We start from the raw sequence: 24,275 nt of genomic DNA, 5'->3' as shown, positions 1-24,275 counted from the left end.
ATCACCCCATGCGCAACACTTTCGGCAAAATCTTCACGCTCACCACATTCGGAGAAAGTCACGGCGAAGCCATCGGAGGCATAGTAGATGGCATGCCGGCAGGCATTGAAATAGACACCGATTTCATTCAGCACGAACTGAACAGAAGACGCCCGGGGCAGAGCCAAATAACAACCGACCGAAAGGAAGAGGACAAGGTGGAACTGCTCAGCGGTGTTTTCGAAGGGAAATCTACGGGAACACCGATAGGGTTTATTGTGCGCAACGCCAACCAACAGTCGCAAGACTATGATAGCATACGGGGCATATTCCGTCCGTCGCATGCCGACTACACATATTATAACAAGTACGGACTGCGAGACTATCGCGGAGGGGGACGCTCGTCGGCACGCATAACCATAAGCAGATGCGTGGCGGGAGCATTGGCAAAATTGGTACTGAAAAGGGTTGGAATAAGCATCGCGGCATACACATCGCAGGTGGCAGACATCACGCTCGACAGTGACTACACACAGTACGACCTCTCGCAGACAGAGACAAACGCAGTTAGATGCCCCGATGCGGACAAGGCCGTAATGATGGAACGTTTAATAACACAGGTAAAAAACGAAGGCGACACCGTGGGAGGAGTGGTGACATGTGTAGTAAAAGGGTGTCCCGCAGGGCTCGGAGAACCGGAGTTCGGGAAACTGCATGCCGACCTCGGTGCTGCAATGCTGAGCATAAACGCTGCAAAAGGCTTTGAATACGGAGACGGTTTCGACAGTGCTTTCGCACGCGGAAGCCGGAACAACGACATATTCAAAATATGCAACGGCAAGGGCGAAAGGATTGACACGACGACAAATCACAGTGGTGGAATACAGGGCGGAATAAGCAACGGACAAGATATTTTCTTCCGCGTGGCTTTCAAGCCGGTGGCAACGATAATGATGGAACAACCTACCGTTGACGTTGAAGGTAACGAAACTACGATGAGGGCAACCGGAAGACACGACCCCTGTGTCGTGCCAAGAGCAGTACCGATAGTGGAGGCTATGGCAGCAATTACCATTCTCGACCACTATTTAATCTCAAAAACTGTAAAAATTTGCTCTTAATTCAATATAAAGCAAAAAAACATGGAAAAAAATTGCAAATAAAAAAAATAATAGTAACTTTGCATTCAGACAGCGGAGGTTTGTGAAAATCACGACTGTCAATTAAGTCTAATTTAGTTTTTGTGTTGGTTGAGGGCGGCTGTTTGGCCGCCCTCTTTTGTAAGGTAAACATTTCGCCGGTATCTGCGCGACATCATATAAACGGCAAACGGCAGGCACATCTTATTTAAATGGTATGCCTGCCGCCCTTATTTTGCAATATGTGGAGTGACTCAATCCTCCAATGCACCTATTATCTCGCTTACGTCACGGCAACCGTGGGCATCGAGCCATTCGTTTATGCCGCGTGCCACCTTTACCGTTACCTGCGGATCTATGAAATTTGCAGTGCCTATCTCAATGGCCGTTGCACCTGCCATGAGGAACTCTATGGCATCGTTGGCATCTGATATACCACCCAGTCCCACGACAGGGATATTGACCGCCTTTGCCACCTGCCACACCATGCGCAGCGCGACGGGCTTGACGGCAGGACCGCTCAGTCCGCCGGTGGCGATGCTTAGAACGGGACGGTGTTTCTCGATGTCGATTGCCATGCCCATTATGGTGTTTATGAGCGACACACCATCGGCTCCCTCGGCTTCCACGGCACGCGCTATGTCGGCTATGTTGGTAACGTTTGGCGAAAGTTTCACTATCAATGTCTTGCCATAACGTTCTCTAACGGCACGCACAACACTTGCCGCACCTTCGCATGTCACGCCGAACGCCATGCCTCCCTGCTTTACGTTGGGGCAGGAGATGTTAAGTTCTATCCCGGGAATATGCTCCAAAGCGTCTATCCTTGCGGCACACTCGGCATAATCGTCTATGCTCGACCCGCTCACGTTCACAATAATATTTGTGTCGATCCTAGCCACTTCCGGATAGATATGTTCGCAAAAATAGTCAACGCCCTTGTTCTGCAAGCCCACGCAATTCAACATTCCACGCGCCGTCTCTGCCATTCTCGGGTAGGGATTGCCCTGCCGTGGGTGAAGTGTTGTTCCTTTGACAATTATGCCGCCAATCTCTTCCAACGGAACGAAATCGGCAAACTCCGGTCCGTAACCAAACGTGCCGGATGCCGTCATCACGGGATTCTTCATCCGTATCCCACCTATATTAACGCTTATATCAGCCATATTCTCTCTTTATTAACCGCTATTATATATATTGTATATAGGGAATTTCTATCAAATTCACCATTTCAACTGCCTTATGTTGAATACCGGACCTTCCGTGCAAACACAAACATTGCCCTCCGTGGTATCTTCCACACAACAAAGACACGCACCTACACCGCATGCCATGCAATTCTCAAGGCTCGCCTCGCACTCTATCCCATTATCTGCGGCATAACGAGCCATGGCCATCATCATGGGCTTCGGTCCGCATGTATTTATCATCGTGAAACGTTCATTGCGCAATATGCTGTGATCCGTGACAAAACCACGCTCGCCTTCAGAACCGTCTTCTGTGGTCACAAACACCCTGCCATACTTGCGAAATTCGTCAACAAGAAGCAAATCGGCAGCCCGGCGCGCACCGAGAAGAAACGTTGGCGCGATGCCTCTCTCACGCATCACCATGCCCATATACAGCAACGGAGCGACACCTACGCCTCCACCGACAAGCAGTACCCGGGCATCTGCAGTCTGCGGCAACGTAAATCCGCGTCCCAACGGCAGTACGCAGTTCAGTGTTCCGCCCTTTACCAACGAGGAAAGACGGCGCGTACCGTCGCCTACGGCGGCTATGAGAAGCCATAGTTCGTTGCGCTCGCGATCTACAAGATTGATCGAAATGGGACGGCGCAGATATGTCGTGGGCGAGTTATCCACCCGCACCTCTGCAAACTGTCCCGGCAACATGGCAGGCAGTTTCTCGCTGTGTGTGAGTTTGACAAGGACATACCTTTCATTAATATTGCACACATCGGAAACCGTAAGGTCAAGGATATATTTCTTCATTCGCCAAAAGTTTTTGGCAAATTTAGACAAAAAAAACGAGAATTAATTGTATATCGTAATAAAAAACAAAATTAATTCACACCATACCAGCGTATGTTTTAAAAGCAAGATGCAGGTACTTCCTACTTACTCTTTGGTACAAAGGTCTCGTAGGTGAGGTCATCGAAATATACCCTTATTTCGGTTATCTGCCTTTGCGGACGCTCTACATATTTTACTTCGGGCTTCACCGTCTGTCTCTGCGACACCTGTTGCATACGCACACCTACATTGGCGGACGATGACCGGGTAACACCGGAGATGCCGCCGGCATCCGACTCACCGAAATCGAGCATGGGTTCTCCTTGTGTACGACCATCCGGAATATCAGTGTTGTCACCCGTATCATCAACTTCGTACATCTTTCCCTTGCCGAACAGCAACCAATCGCTGTTCAGTTTCGGCAGTTTCGACTTAATGGCTTCCACGGTGTTTAGTGTCGCATTCGTGCGACCATTGAAAATACTGCTCAGTGCCGCGGGTGATATTCCGATGAACTGTGCGAACGTCTGTTGAGTCATGTGTTGACTCTCCATTATCTGTCTGATTCTGTCTTTCATCTGCTGATAGGGCTGTTTTTTGCCATTTTTGGCGTTTTTTCTTTCAGTTTACAAAGGTAAAGCGTATTATTTAAATATCCAAATTTTAAGAAATAAATTTTATATTGCAAATTATTACTTTTTGAATTCAAATTTTCAAATCCCGAATTTACTAATTTGAATTTGTGGATTTACATATACAAACATGAATTTCGATTACTAAATCGCTACAAATCCATTGTTTATTGGTATTTTATAATATATTGGTTATTATTCGGTTATTAAGGCATCTTGGGAGTGTAATATTACGATTATGCGTTTTTTACAGCCTAAATGACCTTCGATGTAGGTTTAGAACTAAGGTTATTTGCTATAAAACGCTGATTATTACATATATATAGTATAGAGAATATGTATGGATATATATTTCGTTTACATATCAATAGTTTTGATATTAATATTAAAACATATAACAAGGCAACATGTTTCGTGTTTCAAAAGGGTAAATTTAATGTTTTAAATTGTAAATATTATGCTTGATGCTTGTTGTTTTGTGTTTGTAAATTCACAAAACAAAATGCTAAAAATTGTGAACTATAAATATCGTGTTGGTTATAAAGCGTTTTTTCGTTAAAAACGAGAGAATTACGAACCGATGGCAAAACAAATAATTCCATGCCCCGAAATGGAGAGGAGTTTTTCCCCGAACCTGCTGAAAGTAACGGGAGTTACATAAAAAAAACGTGTCATGACAAAATGCAATTATAGAAAAAAAACGCCCTTTTCGAGGGCGTTTTTCAGTGTAAAATGAAATAAACGAGTTCCTGCATGAGGTCGGAATCGGTGGTATTTCCCTTCCCTATGCCCTTTATTTTAGCATCCGTCTCCCGTAGTTTTGAAATAATTTCAAGTACCTTTCTACCCGGGTAATTTCTCATTCCCGTTATGTAGTCGCGTGCCGCCCACCCGCTTCTCAATCCGAGATGCCGAGCCATTGCCTCCTCGTTTATTTTATCCGGAGCATAGTATGCAATCATCATGTTCTGGAAAAAACTGAAGAGTTGCGGCATGAGTATATACGGTCCTCCAGATTTTGGGTTGCTGCAAAAATATTTCATTATACGGTTAGCCTTCAATACATTTTTCTGTACGATGGCATTTCTCAGTTCATACGGATTATAATCCTTGCTTATGCCTATGTTCTTCTCCACGAGTTCCGGCGTAACGATTTTCTCCTCTCCCGTCAGCGCGAGTCTCAATTTGTCGAGTTCTCCCGTCATTCTACTTAGATCGGCTCCTATGTGGTCGGCAATCATCTGTGCCGCCTTGTGGTCGATTCCGGCTCCATGCTGTTTCAGGTATGTCTCTATGAACGGTGGCAAATCTTGTTCGCGCTTTTTATTGCTCGTGAACACCACCCCGTTTTTTTGTGCGAGTGCGATAATTTTCTTGCGCCCGTCAATCGTTCCGTTCTTGTGGCATATTACAAGTACAGTCGTTGAGAGCGGATTTTCGAGATAACTCTCCAATCGTTCCCACTGCTTCACGCCCTGCGCTTCCTTTACCACAATCACCTGCCGTTCTGCCATCATCGGGAATCGGCGTGCCATGTCGGCAATTTTTGCAGCCGTGGTGTCAGTTCCGAATACCACCGTTTGGTTGAAGTCGCGTTCTTCCTCGCTCAGCGCATTTTCAGAAATGAAGTTGCATATACGGTCAATATAATACGCTTCCTCTCCCATAAGTATATAGACAGGTGCATATTTCCCCGACTTCAAGTCGCGCATCACATTGTCAAAAGACACAGCCGACTTCTTTTCTGCCATATTTTTCGTTTCTTTCGGTTAAAATAAGTAACTTTGCGCCGTGCCATACGCGGCATTCAAAGATTTGGGTTACAAAGTTAATAAAATGTTTCGACTAAACCTACCCGATTACGAAATAAAAATAAAAGAGAAAGACGGCAAGCCTCACATCTTCGATTTTCTGCGGCGCAAATTCGTCGCCTTGACACCCGAAGAATGGGTGCGACAGCATTTTGTGCATTTCCTTGCCGGACACAAGGGGTATCCCGCCGGATTGATTGCCAACGAGGTGGAACTCCGTATCGGGAGCAAGAGGCTGCGATGCGACTCCATTATATATAATAAGGAGGCACAACCGGTAATGATTGTGGAGTATAAGGCTCCCACGATACCGCTCACACAACACGTTTTCAACCAGATAACGGCATACAACATACTGCTGCACGTTGATTATCTGACGGTCTCGAACGGAATGCAGCACATCTGCTGCAAGATGAATCACGAACAACACAGTTATCGTTTCCTTACGGAAATCCCCGCTTATGCAGAACTCTGAACAAACCGCAACTATCAGAAAAAAAGACAGATAACATACATTAAAAAAACGATTGAGAATATAATGTCATGAAAAAAGCGATAATGAAGAATATTATAACCGGCGAGGAGAAACGTGTATGCCTTACCACAGACCACCCCGCGGTGCAATGCGGAATTGCCGTATGGGTTGACGATGCGGGCAATGCCTATTTTCCCGAAGACGTGCAAAACCCTTTCTACGAATTAAAAGAAGTGGTCGAAGAATGACCCGCTCATAACCAATGAGTTATGCCGTAAAAAACAATAGTGCGACAATACAATAAGAACTCCGTACTACATATTTCTTTGAAAAAATAATTCCCACCTGCAATCCGGAATGCTGAAATTTCTAAAAGACTGGACGCTGCCCGTATCCATAGCAACGGGAACGCTTTGCTATCTGCTGTTCTGCCATATTCCGGCACTCGATGCCGCTGCCGAATGGTTCGGGTGGATGTTTGACATCATCTTCCCGTTCTTTGTCTTCCTCACTTTACTCGTCACTTTCTGCAAAGTGGATTTCCATCAGATGCGCCCCCACCGCTGGCATCTGTGGGTACTTGTGGCACAAATTATGCTTGTCGCACTCAATTTGATAATAATTTTCATAGTGTACGACAATGACGAACAAAAGATAATGTGGGAGGGAGTACTCACATGTATCATCGGTCCGTCGGCTTCGGCAGCACCCGTAATAACGGGAAAATTGGGCGGTAACATCAGTACCATGACCACCTTCACGCTGATTTCCTCTCTTGCTTCGGCATTTATGATACCCGTTGTGTTCCCTCTGCTCGAGCACGAAGCACAAATCTCTTTCATTGCCGCTTTCCTCGTCATTCTCGAAAAACTGGCAATCGTACTTGTTCTGCCGCTCGCCTTGGGTTATATGATACGCCACTATGCCCGGTCTTTGCACCGCCGGATAGTGTCAAAACCCAATCTCGGTTTCTATTTCTGGGGAGTGTCACTCGCCATAACCACCGGCATCACCGTGAAAAACATCGTACATTCCGACGCCTCACTTACTCTGCTCGTCATGATTGCAGTTCTCTCGCTTGTCGTCTGCTTCGTGCAATTCGGCATAGGGCGCACCATCGGCAGACATTTTGGCGAGAAAATAAACTCCGGTCAGGCAATGTTCCAAAAGAACACGGCACTAAGTATTTGGGTGGCGTACATGTATCTCAACCCCGTGGCATCAATCGGTGCCGGATGTTATGTGCTTTGGCAGAACATAATCAATTCGTTGGAACTGTGGGAATACAGGAATGGGAAATTGAAATGAAGAATAAATGCCGATGCGACATATCGGCATGGTTGACTCCCGAATAAACATGCCCCTGCAATACTTGCCGGAAAGTTTGACAAAACAATCCGTATCGAAATTAGAAATGGGCGAAATTGAATACCAAAACAGGCGAAATTGCTCTTCAATTTCGCCTGTTTTGGTATTCAATTTGATGCTTTCGGAATGCCTGCCAAATATTGCAAACGCTACCAACCGCCGGCAAGCACGCCGTAATCATTACGGTTATTCCTCTGCGGCAGAATCTTCTGCTTTCTTTGTACGACGTATTGCGCGCTTGCGCTTCGGTTTTTCCTCGGTTGCCGGTTTGTCTGTTTTCACTCCAGCCAATTCCGGGTCTATCATTATTCGTCCGCAATATTCGCAAACAATAATCTTCTTGTGCATCTTGATGTCGAGTTGTCTCTGTGGCGGTATCTTGTTGAAACAGCCTCCGCAGGCATCTCTGTTGACATATACAATACCGAGACCGTTACGCGCATTTTTGCGAATACGCTTGAAACTGGTCAGCAGGCGTTGCTCTATTTTCTGTTCCAATTCCTTTGCTTTCAGTCTCAGTCTGTCTTCCTCGGTACGTGTTTCTTCCACTATTTCGTCGAGTTCGTTCTTCTTTTCTTCGAGAGCCATTCTGCGGTCTTTTATTATCTCTCCGTTCTTCTCGAGTTCTTGTTTTTTCTCTTCGATTTTTGTGAAAGCCTCACGTATTTTCTTATTGCACAGTTGCACTTCCAATTCTTGGAACTCAATCTCCTTGCTCAGCGTGTCATACTCACGATTGTTGCGCACCTCGTTGAGTTGTTGTTTGTAGCGTTCGATGCTCATTTCCGCCTCTGCAATTTCCTGATTGCGCTGCGAGATGGCATCTTGAAACTCCTGTATCTCTGCCTCTATGCGTTCCACTCGCGTGTTGAGACCGATGATTTCGTCCTCAAGTTCTTCCACCTCAAGCGGCAGTTCGCCCCTGATGGCACGCTTCTCGTCTATCGATGAGAGCGTGGTCTGCAATTGATAGAGAGCCTTCAGTTTCTCTTCTACCGTCAAATCTGTTGGATCTTTCTTTGCCATAAAACAATGTTCCCCCCTCTTTATCCCCCTCGGGGGAGGCCGCAACAGGGGCGAGGGCCTGTCATTAATATTATTAACCGGTATTCGAAAATCGACCTTATTACAAGTATCTTGTTTTTATCATAATTTACTTTGCCGTTACCTTCGTCTCTGTTTTTAGTTCTTTCTTACAGATAGAGTATCGGGTTGGTACATGTATTGCTCATCACCGTCTTTACCCCGGGGCATTCTTTCTCGATAATCTCTTTGAATATTTCGTCTGTGAAACGTTCGCTTTGGAAATGCCCGATTACCGCTATCTGTATTTCCTGCTCGTGTCCGAAATACTCATGATAGTGCATTTCGCCCGTAACGAAAGCATCCGCACCGGTCTTTATCGCATCACCGAGCATGAACGAGCCGGCACCTCCGCACACTGCCACACGACTTATCTTGCGGCGCAACAGTTGGTTGGCTTGCACGCACTCTGTGTCGAACTTAGACTTCAGCATCTTTATGAAATCATCGGCAGGCATAGGTTCCGGCAGCAAGCCTGTCACTCCGCTGCCTCCGGTCACCTCCGTGCCGTCGTATGCCGTGGCGGTCTTCCTTTCTCCGAAAAAGACCGGATTTTGCAACCCCATCTTTTCCGCCATCTTGAAATTTACTCCGCCGCGGGCATTGTCCATGTTGGTGTGCATGCTAACCACGGCAATATCCTTCTTTATCGCCATCATCACCGCTCTCTGCACGTCGTTTGCACCCGAAATTCGGCGCAACGGGTGGAATATTAGCGGATGATGACTTACAATGAGGTTACAACCCGCAGCGACAGCCTCCGCCACCACCGCCCCGGTAACGTCTATACACAATAATGCCCCTGATACTTCCACCTCCGTCAATCCCATTTGCAGACCTGCATTGTCATAACTTTCCTGCAAGGGCAGAGGCGCGAAACGTTCAAGGGCACGAAGCACTTCTATTATTTTCACGTCTTGTGAGTTTAGATTGCAAAGGTAGTTAAAAATAATGATACGGAAGACATGTATCTTCTCACATTCCTGCCATTTATTTTTTTTTAACCAATCTTGCATTTTCAAAACAAGATTTCAGTTGTTTCATACGGATAAAATGATTCGGCAGGATGTTAATGAAATACATGATCGAAACGGCATTCGCCTACTTTTCATTGTGTATTTTTCAGCGTTTTTGGTGTTTTTCTTGGATTTTCGTTTACAAATGAGTAACTTTGTGGAATAAAAAAGACGAGCGAGATGAACGACAAAGGAGCAATTCTGCCTGCCGAGTGGGAGCCGCAAAGTGCGGTGATGCTGACATGGCCGCACAAAGAAACCGATTGGCTGCCATACCTTGAAGAAATAAACGAAACGTACCTGCAAATGGCGGAAGCGATAGCACGGCACGAAAAACTGCTTGTGGTAACGCCGGACGAAGGAGAGACAGGAGCAAGACTGATTGCAAGGCTCGGCAAAGAACTCATGGAGAACGTGTTCGTGGTGGAACTCCCTACCAACGACACATGGGCACGCGACCACGGATTCATTACACTGCGCAATGCCGACGGAAGCGCACGGCTGCTCGATTTCCGCTTCAACGGATGGGGGAAAAAGTTCGAGGCAGGACTTGACAACGACATAAATCGAGGAATACTGAAAGCGTTGAACTCTGTTTCCGCGCTACGACTTGAAAGAAAATACAACTACGAAAGTCACCTCGATTTCGTGCTTGAGGGAGGTTCGATAGAAAGCGACGGCTGCGGAACGATATTCACCACAACGTCGTGCCTGCTCGCACCGAACCGCAATCAACCGATGACACGCGACGAGATAGACCGCAGGCTGCGTGAAATGCTGCACGCCGACAGGATAATATGGATTGAACACGGGCAACTTGCAGGCGATGATACCGACGGACACATAGATACCATAGTGCGTCCTTGCGCGCGCGATACCATATTATATATAAGATGTGATGACCCTTCGGACGAGCATTATACCGATTTCAAGAAAATGGAATTGCAATTACAGGGATTGAGAACCGCTGAAGAAGAGCCTTACATGCTGCTGCCGCTACCCTTCCCCGACCCGATATATCACGACGGCGAGCGTCTTCCGGCGACATACGCCAATTTTCTCGTTATAAACGGAGCGGTACTCGCGCCGACATACGGGCAACCGGAGAAAGATGCGAAAGCACTGACAACGATGCAAAAAGCATTCCCCGACCGCGAGATTATACCCATAGACAGCCGCATCATCACACGGCAACACGGCTCGATACACTGCTGTACGATGCAGTTTCCCGAAGAAATGAAATTCTGAAAGAATAAAACAAAAGGAAAAAAGAAAAACAAAAGACATGAAAGAACTGAAAATCGGTATGCTGCAACAACATAACACGGCAGACATACGGCATAATATTGACAGGCTTGCCGAAGACATAGAAAACCTTGCCAAGCGCGGAGCACAACTTATTGTATTGCAAGAACTTCATAACTCGCTTTATTTCTGTCAGACGGAAGACGTGCGGAAATTCGACCTCGCGGAACCGATTCCGGGAGAATCGACACGTTTCTACGGCGAACTTGCACGGCAATTCGGGGTTGTGATAGTAACGTCTCTGTTCGAGAAACGAGCCACAGGACTTTACCACAACACCGCCGTGGTGATGGAGAAAGACGGGAGCATCGCAGGGAAATATCGTAAGATGCACATTCCGGACGACCCGGCATACTACGAGAAATTCTATTTCACGCCCGGCGACATCGGTTTCCGACCCATTGACACGAGCGTGGGAAGGCTCGGGGTATTGGTTTGCTGGGATCAGTGGTATCCCGAAGCAGCGCGCCTCATGGCACTGCAAGGGGCTGAAATACTGATATATCCGACGGCAATAGGCTACGATGCCAACGACACCGAGGCAGAACAACAACGACAAAGAGAGGCTTGGACTACGGTGATGCGCGGCCATGCGGTTGCCAACGGACTCCCCGTGATTGCCGTGAACCGTGTCGGATTTGAGCCGACAGACCCGCTCCGTGAGACTACCGACGACAACAAAGATAAACAAGGAATACAATTCTGGGGGGCTTCGTTCGTTGCCGGACCGCAAGGCGAAATACTCCACCGTGCCTCGGAGGCGGAAGAAGAGGCGTTTATTGCCGACATAGACCTCGAACGCAGCGAGAACGTGCGCCGTTGGTGGCCGTTCCTGCGTGACAGACGCATTGACAAATACAATGACATTACGCGTAGGTTTATTGATTAGCGCGTACATAAAACGGTTTAAGGTTGCGTGTTTAAAATGTCGACACGCAACCTTAAACCGTTTTATGGAGGAACAATCAGCCCTCTATCTTTTTCCCAAACGAGGGATCTATCTTGACAAATGCAGACACTATAAAAGTGATGAGACACAGTCCCATTATTATGATGAAAAACTTATTGTAGCCCACGGCATCTTTTATATAACCCGAAACCATGCCCGGAAGCATAAGTCCGAGATATGTTATGCCTGTGCAAATGGCATAGTGAGATGTCTTGAACTCGCCCTTGCAGTAGTAAAGCATGTAGAGAGTGAGGGCTGTGAAACCGAGACCGTAGCCGAACTGTTCAACAAAAAGACAACTGCTGATAACGAAAAGACTTGAAGGCATGGCGAAACTCATCCACACATAGACAATATCAGGCAACGTTATGGCACATACCATGAACCAGAACCATTTCTTCAAACCGTCTCGTCCGGCAAGCATGCCTCCTATTATACCTCCGAGAATAAGCCCTATCAATCCGACAGTACCGTTTGCCAATCCGTAATCCACAGGTGTAAGCCCGAGTCCGCCCTCGGAGTTTGGTCGCAACAAAAACGTCTCGGTCATCTTGGAGAGCATAGCCTCGGGAAACCGGTAGAGCAAGAAAAAAAGCATTGCGAACACAACTTGTCGCGGAGGAAACTTGTTAAAGAACGTAACAAACATTTTCATTATTCCGGCAAGAACCTCACGCGGAGACGTTTTACCGGGCTTATCTTCTGCCGGTCGCGGCATTATGAAACCGTGATACAGCCAAAAAGCAATGAAAATCCCTGCCAATCCGTAGAAAACAAGACTCCAAGCGAATGCTTTCTGATCGCGGAACGACAATTGAAGCACGCCGGCTATCGGTACGAGAAGACCTTTTCCGAATATCACAGCGAGCCGATAAAACGTGTTGCGAATACCGACATACCACGCTTGGTCGTGGTCATCGAGTTCGAGCATGTAATATCCGTCGGCGGCAATGTCGTGTGTGGCACTGCTGAATGCCATGAGGAAGAAGAAGAACATTGTGCCTTGAAACCAAAACGAGGCATTGAGCGTGAAAGCGACTCCGGCAAGCGAGGAGCCGAGCAGCATTTGCATCGTCAGCACCCACCACCGTTTCGTCTTGTACAAATCCACAAACGGGCTCCAGAACGGTTTGATAACCCACGGCAGTCCGAGCCAACTCGTGTAAAGCCCTATCTCGCTGTCGCTCATTCCCAATTGCATATACATCACCGCAGCCAACGACATAACGATGACATTCGGCAGTCCCTCGGCAATATACAACATCGGAACCCACATCCACGGATTTCTTTTTGTCGAGCGTTTACCCTTATTACAAAGACGTTCTGTAATCATTTAATTCTTCTTTATTTCCAATATTCTTTCTATATACCATCCAAAATAAATACCGTAAAAAGGTATTTTTTCTTATCGTTATTTAAGCATGAGAGACGGTAAACCGAAGATTCTTTCAACGGTAAAGCCTCTTTATTTCGGCATCCTTATAGTAATGCAGCAGAATTTCCTCGTAATTACAACCACGTTCGCCCATTACTGCCGCACCTATCTGACAAAGACCAACGCCATGCCCCCACCCTTTTCCGTGCAAGATGAATGTCTCGCCATGTTTCTCAATGTGGAAATTAGAACTCAGAAGATGTGTCTCGCTCAACGCGCGTCGTATCTCAAGTTCCTTGCCTATGATGAACGAGCCTTTGCCGCCTACTATTTTAAGTCTCCATATACGTCCGCTTTTTCCGCGTGCAAGGGGCTGCAGGTCGTGTATGGTTCCGAGGTTAACTTTCAGTTTCTTCTCGATAATGGCTCGCAACTGCTCCTCGGTGTATTCCACCGTCCACTCATAGAAGTCGGTTGTCTCGCGATCGTAGTCGTTTAGTACCTGTGCAAGGATACTCTTGTCGCGTGTGTTGCAGAACGCTTCGCCACCTTCCCTCGGCACGTCTGCCACCGACCTCAGGTAAGGTTTGGGAGCATCTTCCCAGCAATACTGGAACTCCTCGGTCACCCCACCGCAGCATTTTGAGAACCGTGCATCGCAAATCTTGTCGTCGTAAGCCAGTACTTGCCCTCTCGTGGCACGCAACGCCTCCACAACATTTGGTCGTGAGGCATTCGTTATGCCCTGATAACGCTGACAGTGGTCGTCTGCACAGACATCGAAAATGGTGTGATCCTCGCGGTCGTACCATCTAATAAGTTCGTTGTCAGATTTGACAAACGAGAAAAAGCCCTCCTTTTCGCCGCCATTTCCGGCACGTCTCTCCATCTGTGCAAGCAGCCACGAGCGCGAAATCACGGCGTGTGCCTTGAGCAGTTCGGTTGATGCCGACGCACTCATCTCGCTCGATATTACACTTGCGAGGTAGTTCTCCACTGGCAGTTCGTTTATGGCACATATCTTGTCGGCCTCCACCACGAATCTCAACGAGCCGAGGAATGTCTGTGTTTGTTTTCGTTCCCAATGAAAACTGAGTCCGATTGTCACGTTGCTTATCGAGAACGACGAATCTTGCTCCTGTGGCTTGAACACCAGTTCGCGGTATTGCTCGCCGTTCCACAGTATTCCTCCCTCGCAGAACACAACTTCCTGCATTCCGGAGAGCGTTTCGCCCTTGGCAGTGTATTTGCCGTTGAGCGAGAAGACTATTTTCGCCGCGCTCACAATTCCCACCTGTACCGTTGGTTCTTTTTTCATTTTCGTGTCCTGCCGTGATGCCGCATGGCTCTTTTTCAGGGCATCTACCATCACAGCAAAATTGTCTGCGCTCATGGCAACCTCTTTCAGAATACTCTCTGCCACTGCCGGTGTAATGCGCTCGAAGTCCTCTTTGCGCGGTGTTATAATAAGCCCTGCCATGTCGAGTGCCCCCGGGCTTACCATCATCTGCAACCCGCCTGCTGCACCGTAGCATTCCGGACGGTGTTTCTTTCGCGGCAGAACCACCGTTAGATGGTCGTCTCCGATGCGCCAACTTACGATGTTCATCATCGGTTCGACATCCGTCTCTGTCATCGGCATTACCTTATACAGTTTTCGGAACAATCTATCATCGGTTTCCTTAGACCTGCTCTTGATAAGCAATGCAGGCACGGTATATTCGTCGATTACCCATATTCCCTCTTCCGCATTAATCGTTATTACCGGCGAGAGTGTCCTTGACAGCCGTTGCCACTCTGCCTGCAACGGCAGTACCATACCCGTTCCTGCCTGAAAATGCATGTGATCGGGAGCCGATGCGCCACAGCACGGACCGTTGTAGAACACGGTAAGGTCGGGGTATCGTTCCAATATTCTGTGCATATCACCGTAGTTTCCCATTACAGCCTGCGGTTGATGGCAGCGCAACGGTATGGTAAAGTGGTGTGGAAGAATCGGGAAAGGATTCAACAGCAGTTCGAAACGCGAATCGAAATCTTTCGACATTTGCTCCTCCGGGCGGTTCTTTTCGCATAGGAAACACGGCCGTTCCTTTATCGCGCCACTGTCGATACTCGCTCCGGTAGAAACCATTCTCGCGGGATTGAACTGCACTCTCATGGTGAGCCGTTCCGTTACGAGTTCGCGAGTCTTTACTTGTTGCAGGTCTTTGTATCGTTTTTTTGCATCTGCCCAAGTGTCAAGTTGCCTTATGAAAAATCTACTCAGCGAACCGTCTCTTTTCTTATTCGCTCCTATTTCGTTCTGTCTCTGCCGTGCTTTCAGTTCTATTGTTCGCAAACGATCTTTATACAGGTTGTTCGAATTTATCTTCTCTGTTGACAATGCCGCGTCGCTGTTCCCGCCCCATCGCCTGCAAAGGTATAGTTCTTTGAATATCCTGCCTATGCGATACACCCTGCCGAACGCCAGTCCCATTGCATAGTCTTCCCCGTAAGAGGTGTTGGGCAGTTTCACTTGTCTGAGGAAAGGTGTGAAGAAAGCGCGCGGTGCACCGAGACCGTTTATGCGCAGGGCATTGTTTGGGCCGTTCTCGTCTGTCCATTCCGCGTGGTTTATAAGTCCCGGAGGCAATGTGTTCAAGTCGAAATCGCACATGCGGTAACTTCCCACAACCATTGCCGCGCCCTGTTCTGCGAATGCCACCACCATCTGTTGCAGTGTTTCGGGCGACGAATACAGGTCGTCGCTGTCAAGTTGTACGGCGAAACGTCCGCATCGAGAGTCGTTTACAGCCACGTTCCAGCACCCTCCGATGCCAAGGTCGGTGCGTTCCGGAACAATGTGTACCAGTCTTTTGTCGGTATATGCGGCAAGCAGTTCGGTGGTGCGGTCGGTAGAATGGTTATCCACCACGATGACATTAAACTTGAAATCCGTCTTCTGTGCGAGCGCACTGTCTACCGCATCGCATATTGTCTTCTCACGATTTCGCACCGGTATTATTACCGAAGCCTCCACCTCGAATGGCTGTTCGTTGAAATCAGGCACGCCGTACGCACTCGTATCCACCAATGCTCCTATGGCAGCAAGATGTTCCGTAACTACACGCTCCATCTCTATCTGCACTTTTCTGTTTGCAGGGTTCACATAGTCGAACTGCTTTACGCCGCTCGCCCTCAGGTCGTCCTCATTCTCGGTATATAGCGGTTCGTCTATATGAAACAATTCTCCGTGGCGGCTCAGGTAGAGCCTCAACTCGTAGAAGCCGGCATATAGGTACTCCGAAGCGGAATGTTCGTCAACGAAAGAGCGCAACAAAGCCGTTCGCACGAGTACTGCCGACCCGAAGTCGAAATCATCTCGCAGACTGCCCTGCTGATAATCAATAACGGGGTGCATCGTCTGCCTGCCGTCTTCTATCTGAAAACGGTCGCCATACACCATCGCCGCACCTGTGTCGCGAGCCACATTTTCCATTCGTTGCAGAGAATACAACCCGAATTTCAACGGTGTGGTCTTCGTTACCAGCAACGAATAATCTGCCTCGGCACTCTCTCCCATTCTGCGTATTGCGGCAGACGAGAGAATACTGTCTGCTTCTATTGTCTCACAGTCTTCGGGTACCGCAATCTCGTTGGTACTTCCCCGGGGAATAATGAGAAATATCTTGTTCACTATATTACTGCCTCGCAGTTCGCGTATGGTTCCAGACAACGTCCCGATGTCACGGCACGGCAAGAAACAATCTATCTTTTGTATCATTTGTTATTTAATGAAATATTAAATTCCATCCGGTCAAAATATCGGAATATTTGTTATTGCCACCTGACCATATAGCAGCATAAAACGTTTAATCATTCTTTATGGTCGTTCTATATTCCGAGAGTTCTTTTGCCGAAATATATTATATGCCGAAGACTGCAAAGATGCAACGAGTGCCCAGCCGGACTCCGACTTGGCACGCTTTATCAATCGCACCAAGTCCTTAGTAACTATTTGTTGGGCGATGGTAAAACCGACAGAACCGTCGGAAGAAAGCATATTCAACGCAGACCTTATGTTCTCCACCGAGTCTCCCCCCCCCTCCTCCAACAATATAAGACGATTAATATATGTCGGGATATACGTTGTCTTTGCTTCAGTTGGGATGAAAGTAAAAATCAATACGAAACAAAAAAGAAAGTTTTTCATTGTAATATACATATCAAAGGTTAAAGGACTTCCATATTTTTCATTGAATGTTTTATGTAATTATGAGTATCCAAGTAATCCACATGAATATCTCATGTTGCCAAACAAATTTTGTCCAGACTCTCATATACCGAGTGGTTGCTCTTGTATTCGGGTACTATCTGCTTCATTTGTCGAACGGTTAGCATGTTGTCGAACTCGTAACTATCGTTGACGAGTTGTCCTATTTGTTTCTTTACGGTATCGAAATCGTACTCCCTGACTTTGGCAATCTTTATCTTTTCGTTGGAAGTTGGGATTGTTATTTCTTTGTCATTCAGCACTTCCTCGTAGAGTTTCTCTCCATCTCGCAGTCCGGTGAACTCTATTTCTATGTTTTTTGCGCCACTCAGTTTTATCATGCGCTTTGCCAAATCGACAATTTTCACGGGAGCTCCCATGTCGAATACGAATACTTCTCCGCCTTTTCCAATAGTCACTGCCTCAAGAACCAGTTTGCAAGCCTCTGTTATTAGCATGAAGTATCGCAGTATCTCGGGGTGTGTTACGGTTACGGGACCTCCGTTCCTTATCTGTTCGCGGAATATTGGGATAACCGAACCATTTGAGCCAAGTACGTTTCCGAAACGCGTTGTGACAAACCGTGTCACTCCGTTTATATATCCTTCTTTTATCGCTCTGTCGAGACTTTGCACATAAATCTCGCATATTCGTTTCGAGCATCCCATCACATTTGTGGGGTTTACGGCTTTGTCTGTGCTTATCATCACGAATTTCCTCACTCCGTATTTCACTGCGAGATCGGCAATGATACATGTTCCGTCGATATTGTTTTGTACACTCTCGCACGGGTTGTCTTCCATCATCGGAACATGCTTGTATGCCGCCGCGTGGAAGACATAGTCTGGTCGATACTGCTTAAAAATCGTTTCCATACGCCCGCGGTTGCATATCGTTGTTACGATTGTCTCCGCCTTTACCTCCGGAAAATCATTCTTCAACATCAGTCTGATGTCGTGCTGTGGTGTTTCCGACTGATCTATAAGTATTAGTTGCGACGGGTGGAACTTTGCTATCTGCCTTACTATCTCGCTTCCGATGCTTCCTGCGGAGCCGGTCACCATTATCCGCTTTCCTTTCAGCAGGTTCATCACGGCATCGAGATCGATGTTTATCTCATCGCGCGGCAGCAAATCCTCTATCTCTATCTCGTGCAATTGCGATGCAAAAATATCACTGTTGCCATCCCATTCTTGTGCGGAAGGCATCATAAAAATAGATATACCTTTCTCTATCAGCATATCTACCAATGCCGTTTGCTTTATAAAATCGTCCTTTTTCAAAGGCGATACGAAGAAAGCATTTGCTTTTTCTTTCTCCATTATTTTCAAGAGATCTTTGTTGTTGCGGTAAACTCTCACGCCCATGAGCATTTTTCCCGCAATGTCATTGGCATCACTGACAAATCCCTTCAACTTGTATGACATATCCGTATCTGTCAAAAGTGAGCGTGCAATGCTGACACCTCCCGTCTTCACGCCATAAATAAACACGCCGCGGGCATCTTGATCCTGCTTATAGAACTCGTACATGTATTTCACTATCATTCGTGCAGTCCACATCACGGTGGTGGCAAGCACAAACGTCATTGCCAATTCGCGCATTCTTATCTGCACGAAATAGATGTCATATTTGAACACTTGTCTCATAAAACCTATGACAAAAACGCCAATAAGATTTGCGAGAGCAATGCGGTGAATGTCGGTAAACGATGTATATCTCATCACTCCCGAATAAGTGTGAAATATTCTGAAACCTATTATGTAAAACACGAGATAAAACAGCAGTGTTCCTAACAACGGCAAAAACTCATTAGCAGTAACAGTCGCACCCCAGATAAGCGTATGACACACCAGTCCACTTGCCACTACCACGAAACAATCAAAAGCAAAAACGCACCAATATGGCAGTGCATCTTTCGTGAAATACCAGTGGGAGATTTTCTCCAAAAACTTCTTCATTCTGATATATATATACGCAGGAACTGATGTTTTATTATGTTTTATTATATTTATCCTACAATTTTAGCCATTGTAAGAAATATAATCTTGAAGTATTCTTTCAGAGATTTATTATTTATATATCTCATGTTAAGTTCTATCTTTGCCGGCATCACAATCTCGACGTATGTGCGATCAGGGTCGTCAGAATTGCCAAGCAAGGTATTCTCGTCAGCATATTCGATAGATGCATAGTCGGTAATACCGGGGCGCACACTCAGAACCTTTCGTTGTTCATCAGAATACAAGTCAACATATTTCTGTACTTCCGGACGAGGTCCTACGAGACTCATGTCCCCTATTAATACGTTCCACAACTGTGGCAGTTCGTCAATCTTATATTTGCGTATGTAGTAACCTGTGCGTGTTATTCTCGGATCGCATCCCCCCACGGTAATGAGTCCATGCTTGTCTGCATCGATCCTCATAGAGCGGAACTTATATATTGAGAACAGTACGCCATTTTTTCCTACACGTTTCTGACTGTAGAAACCAGCACCCTTGCTTTCTATCCTTATTATTACATATACGACAAGAAACAGAGGTGATAGTGCCAACAATCCTAATGCCGAAAATACTATATCGAGGAAACGTATCATTGGCACAATATTTCTTTGAAATTACTCAAAATAAAATCAACCTGCTCATCGGTAAGAAGTGTGTGTAGAGGCAAAGTAACCTCATTCTCGAACTGCCGATAAGAATTTGGGAAATCGTCAATGCAGAATCCAAGTGCCTTATATGCAGTCATCATCGGCAGCGGCTTGTAGTGCACATTGCAGGCTATACCACGCTCCGCCATACCGGCTATCAGTCCATTCCTGAAACAATCATCTTTGCCTGAAAGTCGTACAAGATAAAGATGTCCCGATGATTGATACAAATCGTTGTAATGGTTTAGGACAGAAACTTTGCATTCTTTCAGAGAATTGTCATATATCTCTATTAGTTGTCGGCGGCGTGCCAGAAGGGTTTGATATCTTTTCATCTGCACCAATCCTATTGCCGCCATTATATCGGTCATATTACACTTATATGCCGGTGAAACAATGTCGTATTCCCATGCTCCAAGTTGCGTCTTTGCGAACGCGTCTTTGCTCTGTCCGTGCAACGAAAGCAATTGAAACTCATGGTATAGCGCATCATTATCTATATATTCCATGTTTTTCCATGTCAGTGCCCCGCCTTCTGCCGTGGTAAAATTCTTTACAGCATGAAAACTGAATGACGTAAAATCTGCAACCGCCCCAACTTTCTTCCCGTGCCATGTAGCACCGAATGCGTGTGCAGCATCGGCGACTATCACTACACGACCGAATGCCTTCTGAATACCGTTGCGCGGCGAGAAACATTGTTTCTTACTCTCGACTATAGCCGTAAGTCTGTCATAGTCGCACGGCACGCCTCCGAGATCAACCGGTATTATGATCTTTGTACGCTCGTTTATAGCATCGGCAACTTTGTCATAATCCATCTCAAACGATCCGGGCATGGTGTCAACAAGCACGAGTCTTGCACCGACATGACACACCACACTTGCCGATGCGGTATATGTATATGCAGAAGTGATCACTTCATCTCCCTCGCCGACGCCCAGTACTCGCAGTATCGACTCAAGGCATGCCGTTGCCGAGTTTAGACAAACAGCCTTGTCAACACCACAATAGGCAGCAATCTCCTGTTCGAGTTGCTTTGTGCGCGGTCCTGTGGTTATCCATCCCGAGAGCAACGCATCGCGCACCTCATCGGCTTCCTTTTCTGTAATATCCGGTGGGGAGAATGGTATTTTAATCGTATTTTTCATCTTTATTGAACACATTACTTATTATTAGTAATAACATGCAAAAGTATTTTTTATTGCTTCGTTTATCTTGTTTTTATTCTATGTGCAAAGTGAAAGGCGGAATAAGAAACTTTTTATTATAACATATCGTTTTTTTGCGAAATGTTGTGTATATTTGCAATCCGAAAAAATAATACATATAAAAAGAAAATAGTAAAAATGAATGACTATGGATTAGTATCAATCATAACTCCGACTTGGGAGTGTGGCAAATTCATAGAAGATATGATAAAGAGCGTACTTGTACAGACTTACGGTAATTGGGAATTGCTTGTACAGGATGATTGCTCGACAGACGACACGAAAAACATAGTAAAATGTTACGCAGACGCAGACGGACGCATAAAATATGATACCAATGAGAGGAAACTCGGAGCAGCGGCAACGCGTAACAAGGCATTGTGCAGAGCGAGGGGAAAATGGGTGGCTTTCTTGGATGCTGATGACTTGTGGCTACCGGAGAAACTCGAACATCAACTGCGGTTTATGGTTGAACAAAAACGTGATTTCAGTTATCACGAATACACCGAAATAAGCGAAGAAGGAGAAGAGACGGGTGTATATGTCAGCGGCATAGACCGCGTGGGCAGAATGGCAATGCTTGCATGCTGTTGGCCGGGATGCCTTACGGTGATGTATGACATGGAAAAAATCGGGATAATACAGATAAAGAATGTTTCAAGAAACAACGACACGGCAATATGGCTTAAAGTTGTTCGCAAGTCGCCATGTTATATGTTAAGGGAAAACTTGGCTTGCTATAGACGGCGCAGAGCCAGCATAACACCCACATCTATTATCAAAAGAATATGGTCACACTATCCGCTATTCCGCATTTCGGAGGGGATGAATCCTTTGTTTTCTTCATTCTGGACTTTGGTAAACGTATTTGGTAATAGTTTCAAGAAAATGTTTTATGTCAAACGTTACAATGTCCGAGTAAACAAAAAGGTCTGATTTTACTGTTTTTTGCTTGCTGTAAATATATTATTGACATGTGATATGGTAACGGCAACAAGTCTTGTCATGAAGAAAGGCAAGTTGTATCCGGAGATATTCGAAAGATATATCTTGACATACGCCATCCATGTGTTAACCATATTCTTGACCAAGAATGCCCTCGACAGTCGTGAGCGACTTGCAGAAACATTTCGCTCACGGCGGAAATAAACGGCACCGGCATCTGCCAGTATTATCGTCTTCATCCTGTCGGTTATTGAAGCCATGAAAAGCGAATCCTCTCCTATTTTAAACTCCGGCGAAAACCTGTGCCTGCCAATCATATCTCGCGGTATCATCTTACAACATGACGATGACAAAAAACTCCTGCCGCCAAGCAGAGATGCCTTTCCACATGCAACAAATCGGTTGTAGGTTCTGGTGATGTAATCTTCGTGAAACGTGTTCCTTTCTTCGTCATAGTCTTTTACAGTGGATACCGTAATGCTGTCATTTCCATGCCTTGCGGTCAAAAGTGCCTCAAGATACATCGGCGATACCCAGTCGTCGTCGTCAATAAAGCAGATGTTCTCTCCCCGCGCATGTTCAATACCTATATTCCGGGCATTAGACACACCGGGAACATCGGTCTGTATGAGCCTTGCCTGCAAACTGTCATTCTGCGACAAATACTGCTCTATCATATTTCTGTATGGTTCGTCGCACCCGTTCAGCACTATAATCAACTCAAACCTGTCCTTGTGGATAGTCTGCGAGAGAATAGAGTTCAGACATTCGTAAATATACGCTTGCGGTTTATATGTCGGGACAATTATTGTTATTTCTTTATTCATGAATAGAAAAATCGGTATGTTATTTTTGTGCATCGCGCAGTGCATGCAGCAATCCGTGCCCGAATTCCTCGTCAGGTTCAACGTAGTTGCCTTCGCCCCATTCGTTCCATGATTTGAGGTAGATTATGCGATGTTCCTCTTTTTTACCACTTGTCAAACCGATGGCTTTGCGTATGTGTTGCTCGAATTTCTCCGGTGTCACGTTGACATACACCCCGTCTGCCGATGAAACACGCGGAGAACGATCCCATTGCGGTATTATTGTGGGGAACACGTTTTCCCATGTGTCCTCCGGTGCAAAGAAGTTTGCCACAGTTCGTTCGTAGTCATAGCATTGACTGCCCATGCGTATTCCTATTCTTCGCATCACGGTCTTGGCAATGTTCTTCCATTTCCCCTCGTACAGCATCTCGCCACGACGTTTCCCATACGAGTTTACGGCATCGAATCCCATGGACAATACATGGTTGTAAATCTCGGCACTGCTGTCGAGATTGGGCATTGCAGGCTGCCGTTTTCCGTCGGGAGTTATTTTGAATGAAAGCGTCGATGGCGACATACCCACGAAATAAAACCCCGGTAAACCGTGTTCTGCCGCAAGTTGCTGCCACAGTGCGATAAAGTTGCCGGCATCAGGAAATCCCAACGGGTCGTATATTGTGAACAACAAACGCCCGTCAACCGTGATGTATCGTTTGTCGCGGAAGGCATCAAGGAGCGACATGAAATGTTCCTCATGGTCTTTCATGCCGGGGTACGACTGCTCGATCATCAAACCATCGTGCTGCAGTGCGGAAGTGCGCCGCCATGTCTTGTTGCTCCATGTATGGTTCGCCCAGCATATACAGAACGGGAAACCGGGCTTGCCGCTTGCCACAACCTCGTTGAACGGCCGTTCGAGCAATTGCTTTCCGCCGCCGAACCAGTAATGGTAGTAGCAGAAGCCTTCGATGCCGGCCTCCCGTGCAAGTATTGCCTGTTGTTCGCGAGTTTCCGGCAGGCGGAGATCATAGAAACCGAGGTCGGCGGGAATGCGTGGCTGGCGATGCCCGCGGAACAAAGGCTTTGCTTTGGCAACGTTTATCCATTCCGTAAAACCCGGTCCCCACCAGAGGTCGTTTTCCGGAATTGGGTGGAATTGCGGCAAGTATAAAGCGATGATTCGTGCTTTCATTTCATAATCTGTTGCGATTTTATGTTGTGCAAAGATACATTAATTATTCGTTAAAATATTATT

21 protein-coding genes are annotated in these 24,275 nt (G+C 46.5%); 7 read left to right on the top strand and 14 right to left on the bottom strand.

Annotation, left to right across the window (positions count from 1 at the left end):
• Window positions 1–8: 8 nt before the first annotated feature.
• Window positions 9–1,100, top strand: a complete 1,092-nt coding sequence (gene aroC / locus EII32_RS01945) for a chorismate synthase (RefSeq protein ID WP_125233774.1) — start codon at window positions 9–11, stop codon at window positions 1,098–1,100.
• Window positions 1,101–1,372: 272 nt separating this feature from the next.
• Here the strand turns inward: aroC and EII32_RS01940 are convergent, their stop codons facing one another.
• The 4 genes from EII32_RS01940 to holA all read right to left on the bottom strand — a co-directional run bounded on the left by EII32_RS01940 (window position 1,373) and on the right by holA (window position 5,516).
• Window positions 1,373–2,284, bottom strand: a complete 912-nt coding sequence (locus EII32_RS01940; protein WP_125233773.1) for a dihydroorotate dehydrogenase — start codon at window positions 2,282–2,284, stop codon at window positions 1,373–1,375.
• A 57-nt stretch (window positions 2,285–2,341) separates the two neighbouring features.
• Window positions 2,342–3,112: a dihydroorotate dehydrogenase electron transfer subunit gene (locus EII32_RS01935; RefSeq protein WP_125233772.1), complete on the bottom strand. Its 771-nt coding sequence runs from the start codon at window positions 3,110–3,112 to the stop codon at window positions 2,342–2,344.
• 122 nt (window positions 3,113–3,234) lie between these two features.
• Window positions 3,235–3,711 (bottom strand): helix-turn-helix domain-containing protein, encoded by a 477-nt coding sequence (locus EII32_RS01930; RefSeq protein ID WP_125233771.1) that lies wholly within the window; start codon window positions 3,709–3,711, stop codon window positions 3,235–3,237.
• Between the two features lie 776 nt (window positions 3,712–4,487).
• The gene (gene holA / locus EII32_RS01925) at window positions 4,488–5,516 is read right to left on the bottom strand and encodes a DNA polymerase III subunit delta (RefSeq protein WP_125233770.1); all 1,029 of its coding nucleotides are present in this window, start codon (window positions 5,514–5,516) and stop codon (window positions 4,488–4,490) included.
• 85 nt (window positions 5,517–5,601) lie between these two features.
• On the opposite strand from holA, the gene EII32_RS01920 reads away from it, so the two are divergent.
• The 3 genes from EII32_RS01920 (at window position 5,602) to EII32_RS01915 (ending at window position 7,359) form a co-directional block, all read left to right on the top strand.
• Window positions 5,602–6,051, top strand: a complete 450-nt coding sequence (locus EII32_RS01920; RefSeq protein ID WP_125233769.1) for a type I restriction enzyme HsdR N-terminal domain-containing protein — start codon at window positions 5,602–5,604, stop codon at window positions 6,049–6,051.
• 83 nt (window positions 6,052–6,134) lie between these two features.
• Entirely contained in the window at window positions 6,135–6,299 is a 165-nt protein-coding gene (locus EII32_RS12025; RefSeq protein WP_158611104.1) for a hypothetical protein, read from the top strand.
• 109 nt (window positions 6,300–6,408) lie between these two features.
• On the top strand, window positions 6,409–7,359 hold the full coding sequence (locus EII32_RS01915; RefSeq protein ID WP_125233768.1) for a bile acid:sodium symporter family protein: 951 nt from the start codon (window positions 6,409–6,411) through the stop codon (window positions 7,357–7,359).
• 246 nt (window positions 7,360–7,605) lie between these two features.
• Here EII32_RS01915 and EII32_RS01910 read toward each other — a convergent pair whose 3' ends face one another.
• Together EII32_RS01910 and EII32_RS01905 are read right to left on the bottom strand one after the other, a co-directional pair.
• On the bottom strand, window positions 7,606–8,445 hold the full coding sequence (locus EII32_RS01910) for a zinc ribbon domain-containing protein (RefSeq protein ID WP_125233767.1): 840 nt from the start codon (window positions 8,443–8,445) through the stop codon (window positions 7,606–7,608).
• A 167-nt stretch (window positions 8,446–8,612) separates the two neighbouring features.
• A complete protein-coding gene (locus EII32_RS01905) occupies window positions 8,613–9,416 on the bottom strand; it encodes a Nif3-like dinuclear metal center hexameric protein (protein WP_125233766.1) in 804 nt (267 codons plus the stop codon).
• Between the two features lie 282 nt (window positions 9,417–9,698).
• Here EII32_RS01905 and EII32_RS01900 point away from each other — a divergent pair, with 282 nt between their 5' ends.
• Both EII32_RS01900 and EII32_RS01895 read left to right on the top strand, forming a co-directional pair.
• On the top strand, window positions 9,699–10,766 hold the full coding sequence (locus tag EII32_RS01900) for an agmatine deiminase family protein (RefSeq protein WP_125233765.1): 1,068 nt from the start codon (window positions 9,699–9,701) through the stop codon (window positions 10,764–10,766).
• Window positions 10,767–10,803: 37 nt separating this feature from the next.
• Window positions 10,804–11,712: a carbon-nitrogen hydrolase gene (locus EII32_RS01895; RefSeq protein ID WP_125233764.1), complete on the top strand. Its 909-nt coding sequence runs from the start codon at window positions 10,804–10,806 to the stop codon at window positions 11,710–11,712.
• A gap of 76 nt (window positions 11,713–11,788) precedes the next feature.
• Here the strand turns inward: EII32_RS01895 and EII32_RS01890 are convergent, their stop codons facing one another.
• The 6 genes from EII32_RS01890 to EII32_RS01865 form a co-directional block, all read right to left on the bottom strand.
• Window positions 11,789–13,105: an MFS transporter gene (locus EII32_RS01890; RefSeq protein ID WP_125233763.1), complete on the bottom strand. Its 1,317-nt coding sequence runs from the start codon at window positions 13,103–13,105 to the stop codon at window positions 11,789–11,791.
• A 115-nt stretch (window positions 13,106–13,220) separates the two neighbouring features.
• Window positions 13,221–16,913, bottom strand: coding sequence for a DUF4922 domain-containing protein (locus EII32_RS01885; protein WP_125233762.1), 3,693 nt, complete (start codon window positions 16,911–16,913; stop codon window positions 13,221–13,223).
• A 99-nt stretch (window positions 16,914–17,012) separates the two neighbouring features.
• On the bottom strand, window positions 17,013–17,342 hold the full coding sequence (locus EII32_RS01880) for a hypothetical protein (RefSeq protein WP_125233761.1): 330 nt from the start codon (window positions 17,340–17,342) through the stop codon (window positions 17,013–17,015).
• Window positions 17,343–17,434: 92 nt separating this feature from the next.
• Window positions 17,435–19,363: a polysaccharide biosynthesis protein gene (locus EII32_RS01875; protein WP_125233760.1), complete on the bottom strand. Its 1,929-nt coding sequence runs from the start codon at window positions 19,361–19,363 to the stop codon at window positions 17,435–17,437.
• A 50-nt stretch (window positions 19,364–19,413) separates the two neighbouring features.
• Entirely contained in the window at window positions 19,414–20,001 is a 588-nt protein-coding gene (locus EII32_RS01870) for a sugar transferase (RefSeq protein ID WP_125233759.1), read from the bottom strand.
• Entirely contained in the window at window positions 19,998–21,206 is a 1,209-nt protein-coding gene (locus EII32_RS01865; RefSeq protein ID WP_125233758.1) for a DegT/DnrJ/EryC1/StrS family aminotransferase, read from the bottom strand. Before EII32_RS01865 ends, EII32_RS01870 begins: the two co-directional genes overlap by 4 nt.
• A gap of 198 nt (window positions 21,207–21,404) precedes the next feature.
• Here EII32_RS01865 and EII32_RS01860 point away from each other — a divergent pair, with 198 nt between their 5' ends.
• Entirely contained in the window at window positions 21,405–22,202 is a 798-nt protein-coding gene (locus tag EII32_RS01860; protein WP_125233757.1) for a glycosyltransferase family 2 protein, read from the top strand.
• Between the two features lie 2 nt (window positions 22,203–22,204).
• Here the strand turns inward: EII32_RS01860 and EII32_RS01855 are convergent, their stop codons facing one another.
• Window positions 22,205–23,038, bottom strand: a complete 834-nt coding sequence (locus EII32_RS01855; protein ID WP_158611103.1) for a glycosyltransferase family 2 protein — start codon at window positions 23,036–23,038, stop codon at window positions 22,205–22,207.
• Window positions 23,039–23,057: 19 nt separating this feature from the next.
• Window positions 23,058–24,212, bottom strand: coding sequence for a glycoside hydrolase family 99-like domain-containing protein (locus EII32_RS01850; protein ID WP_125233755.1), 1,155 nt, complete (start codon window positions 24,210–24,212; stop codon window positions 23,058–23,060).
• Window positions 24,213–24,275: the final 63 nt, after the last annotated feature.

Source organism: Prevotella sp. OH937_COT-195 (genome assembly GCF_003932845.1).
Classification (GTDB): Bacteria; Bacteroidota; Bacteroidia; order Bacteroidales; family Bacteroidaceae; genus Prevotella.
Note: the sequence above shows the minus strand (reverse complement) of the source record. Positions and strands in the feature narration are given on the sequence as shown.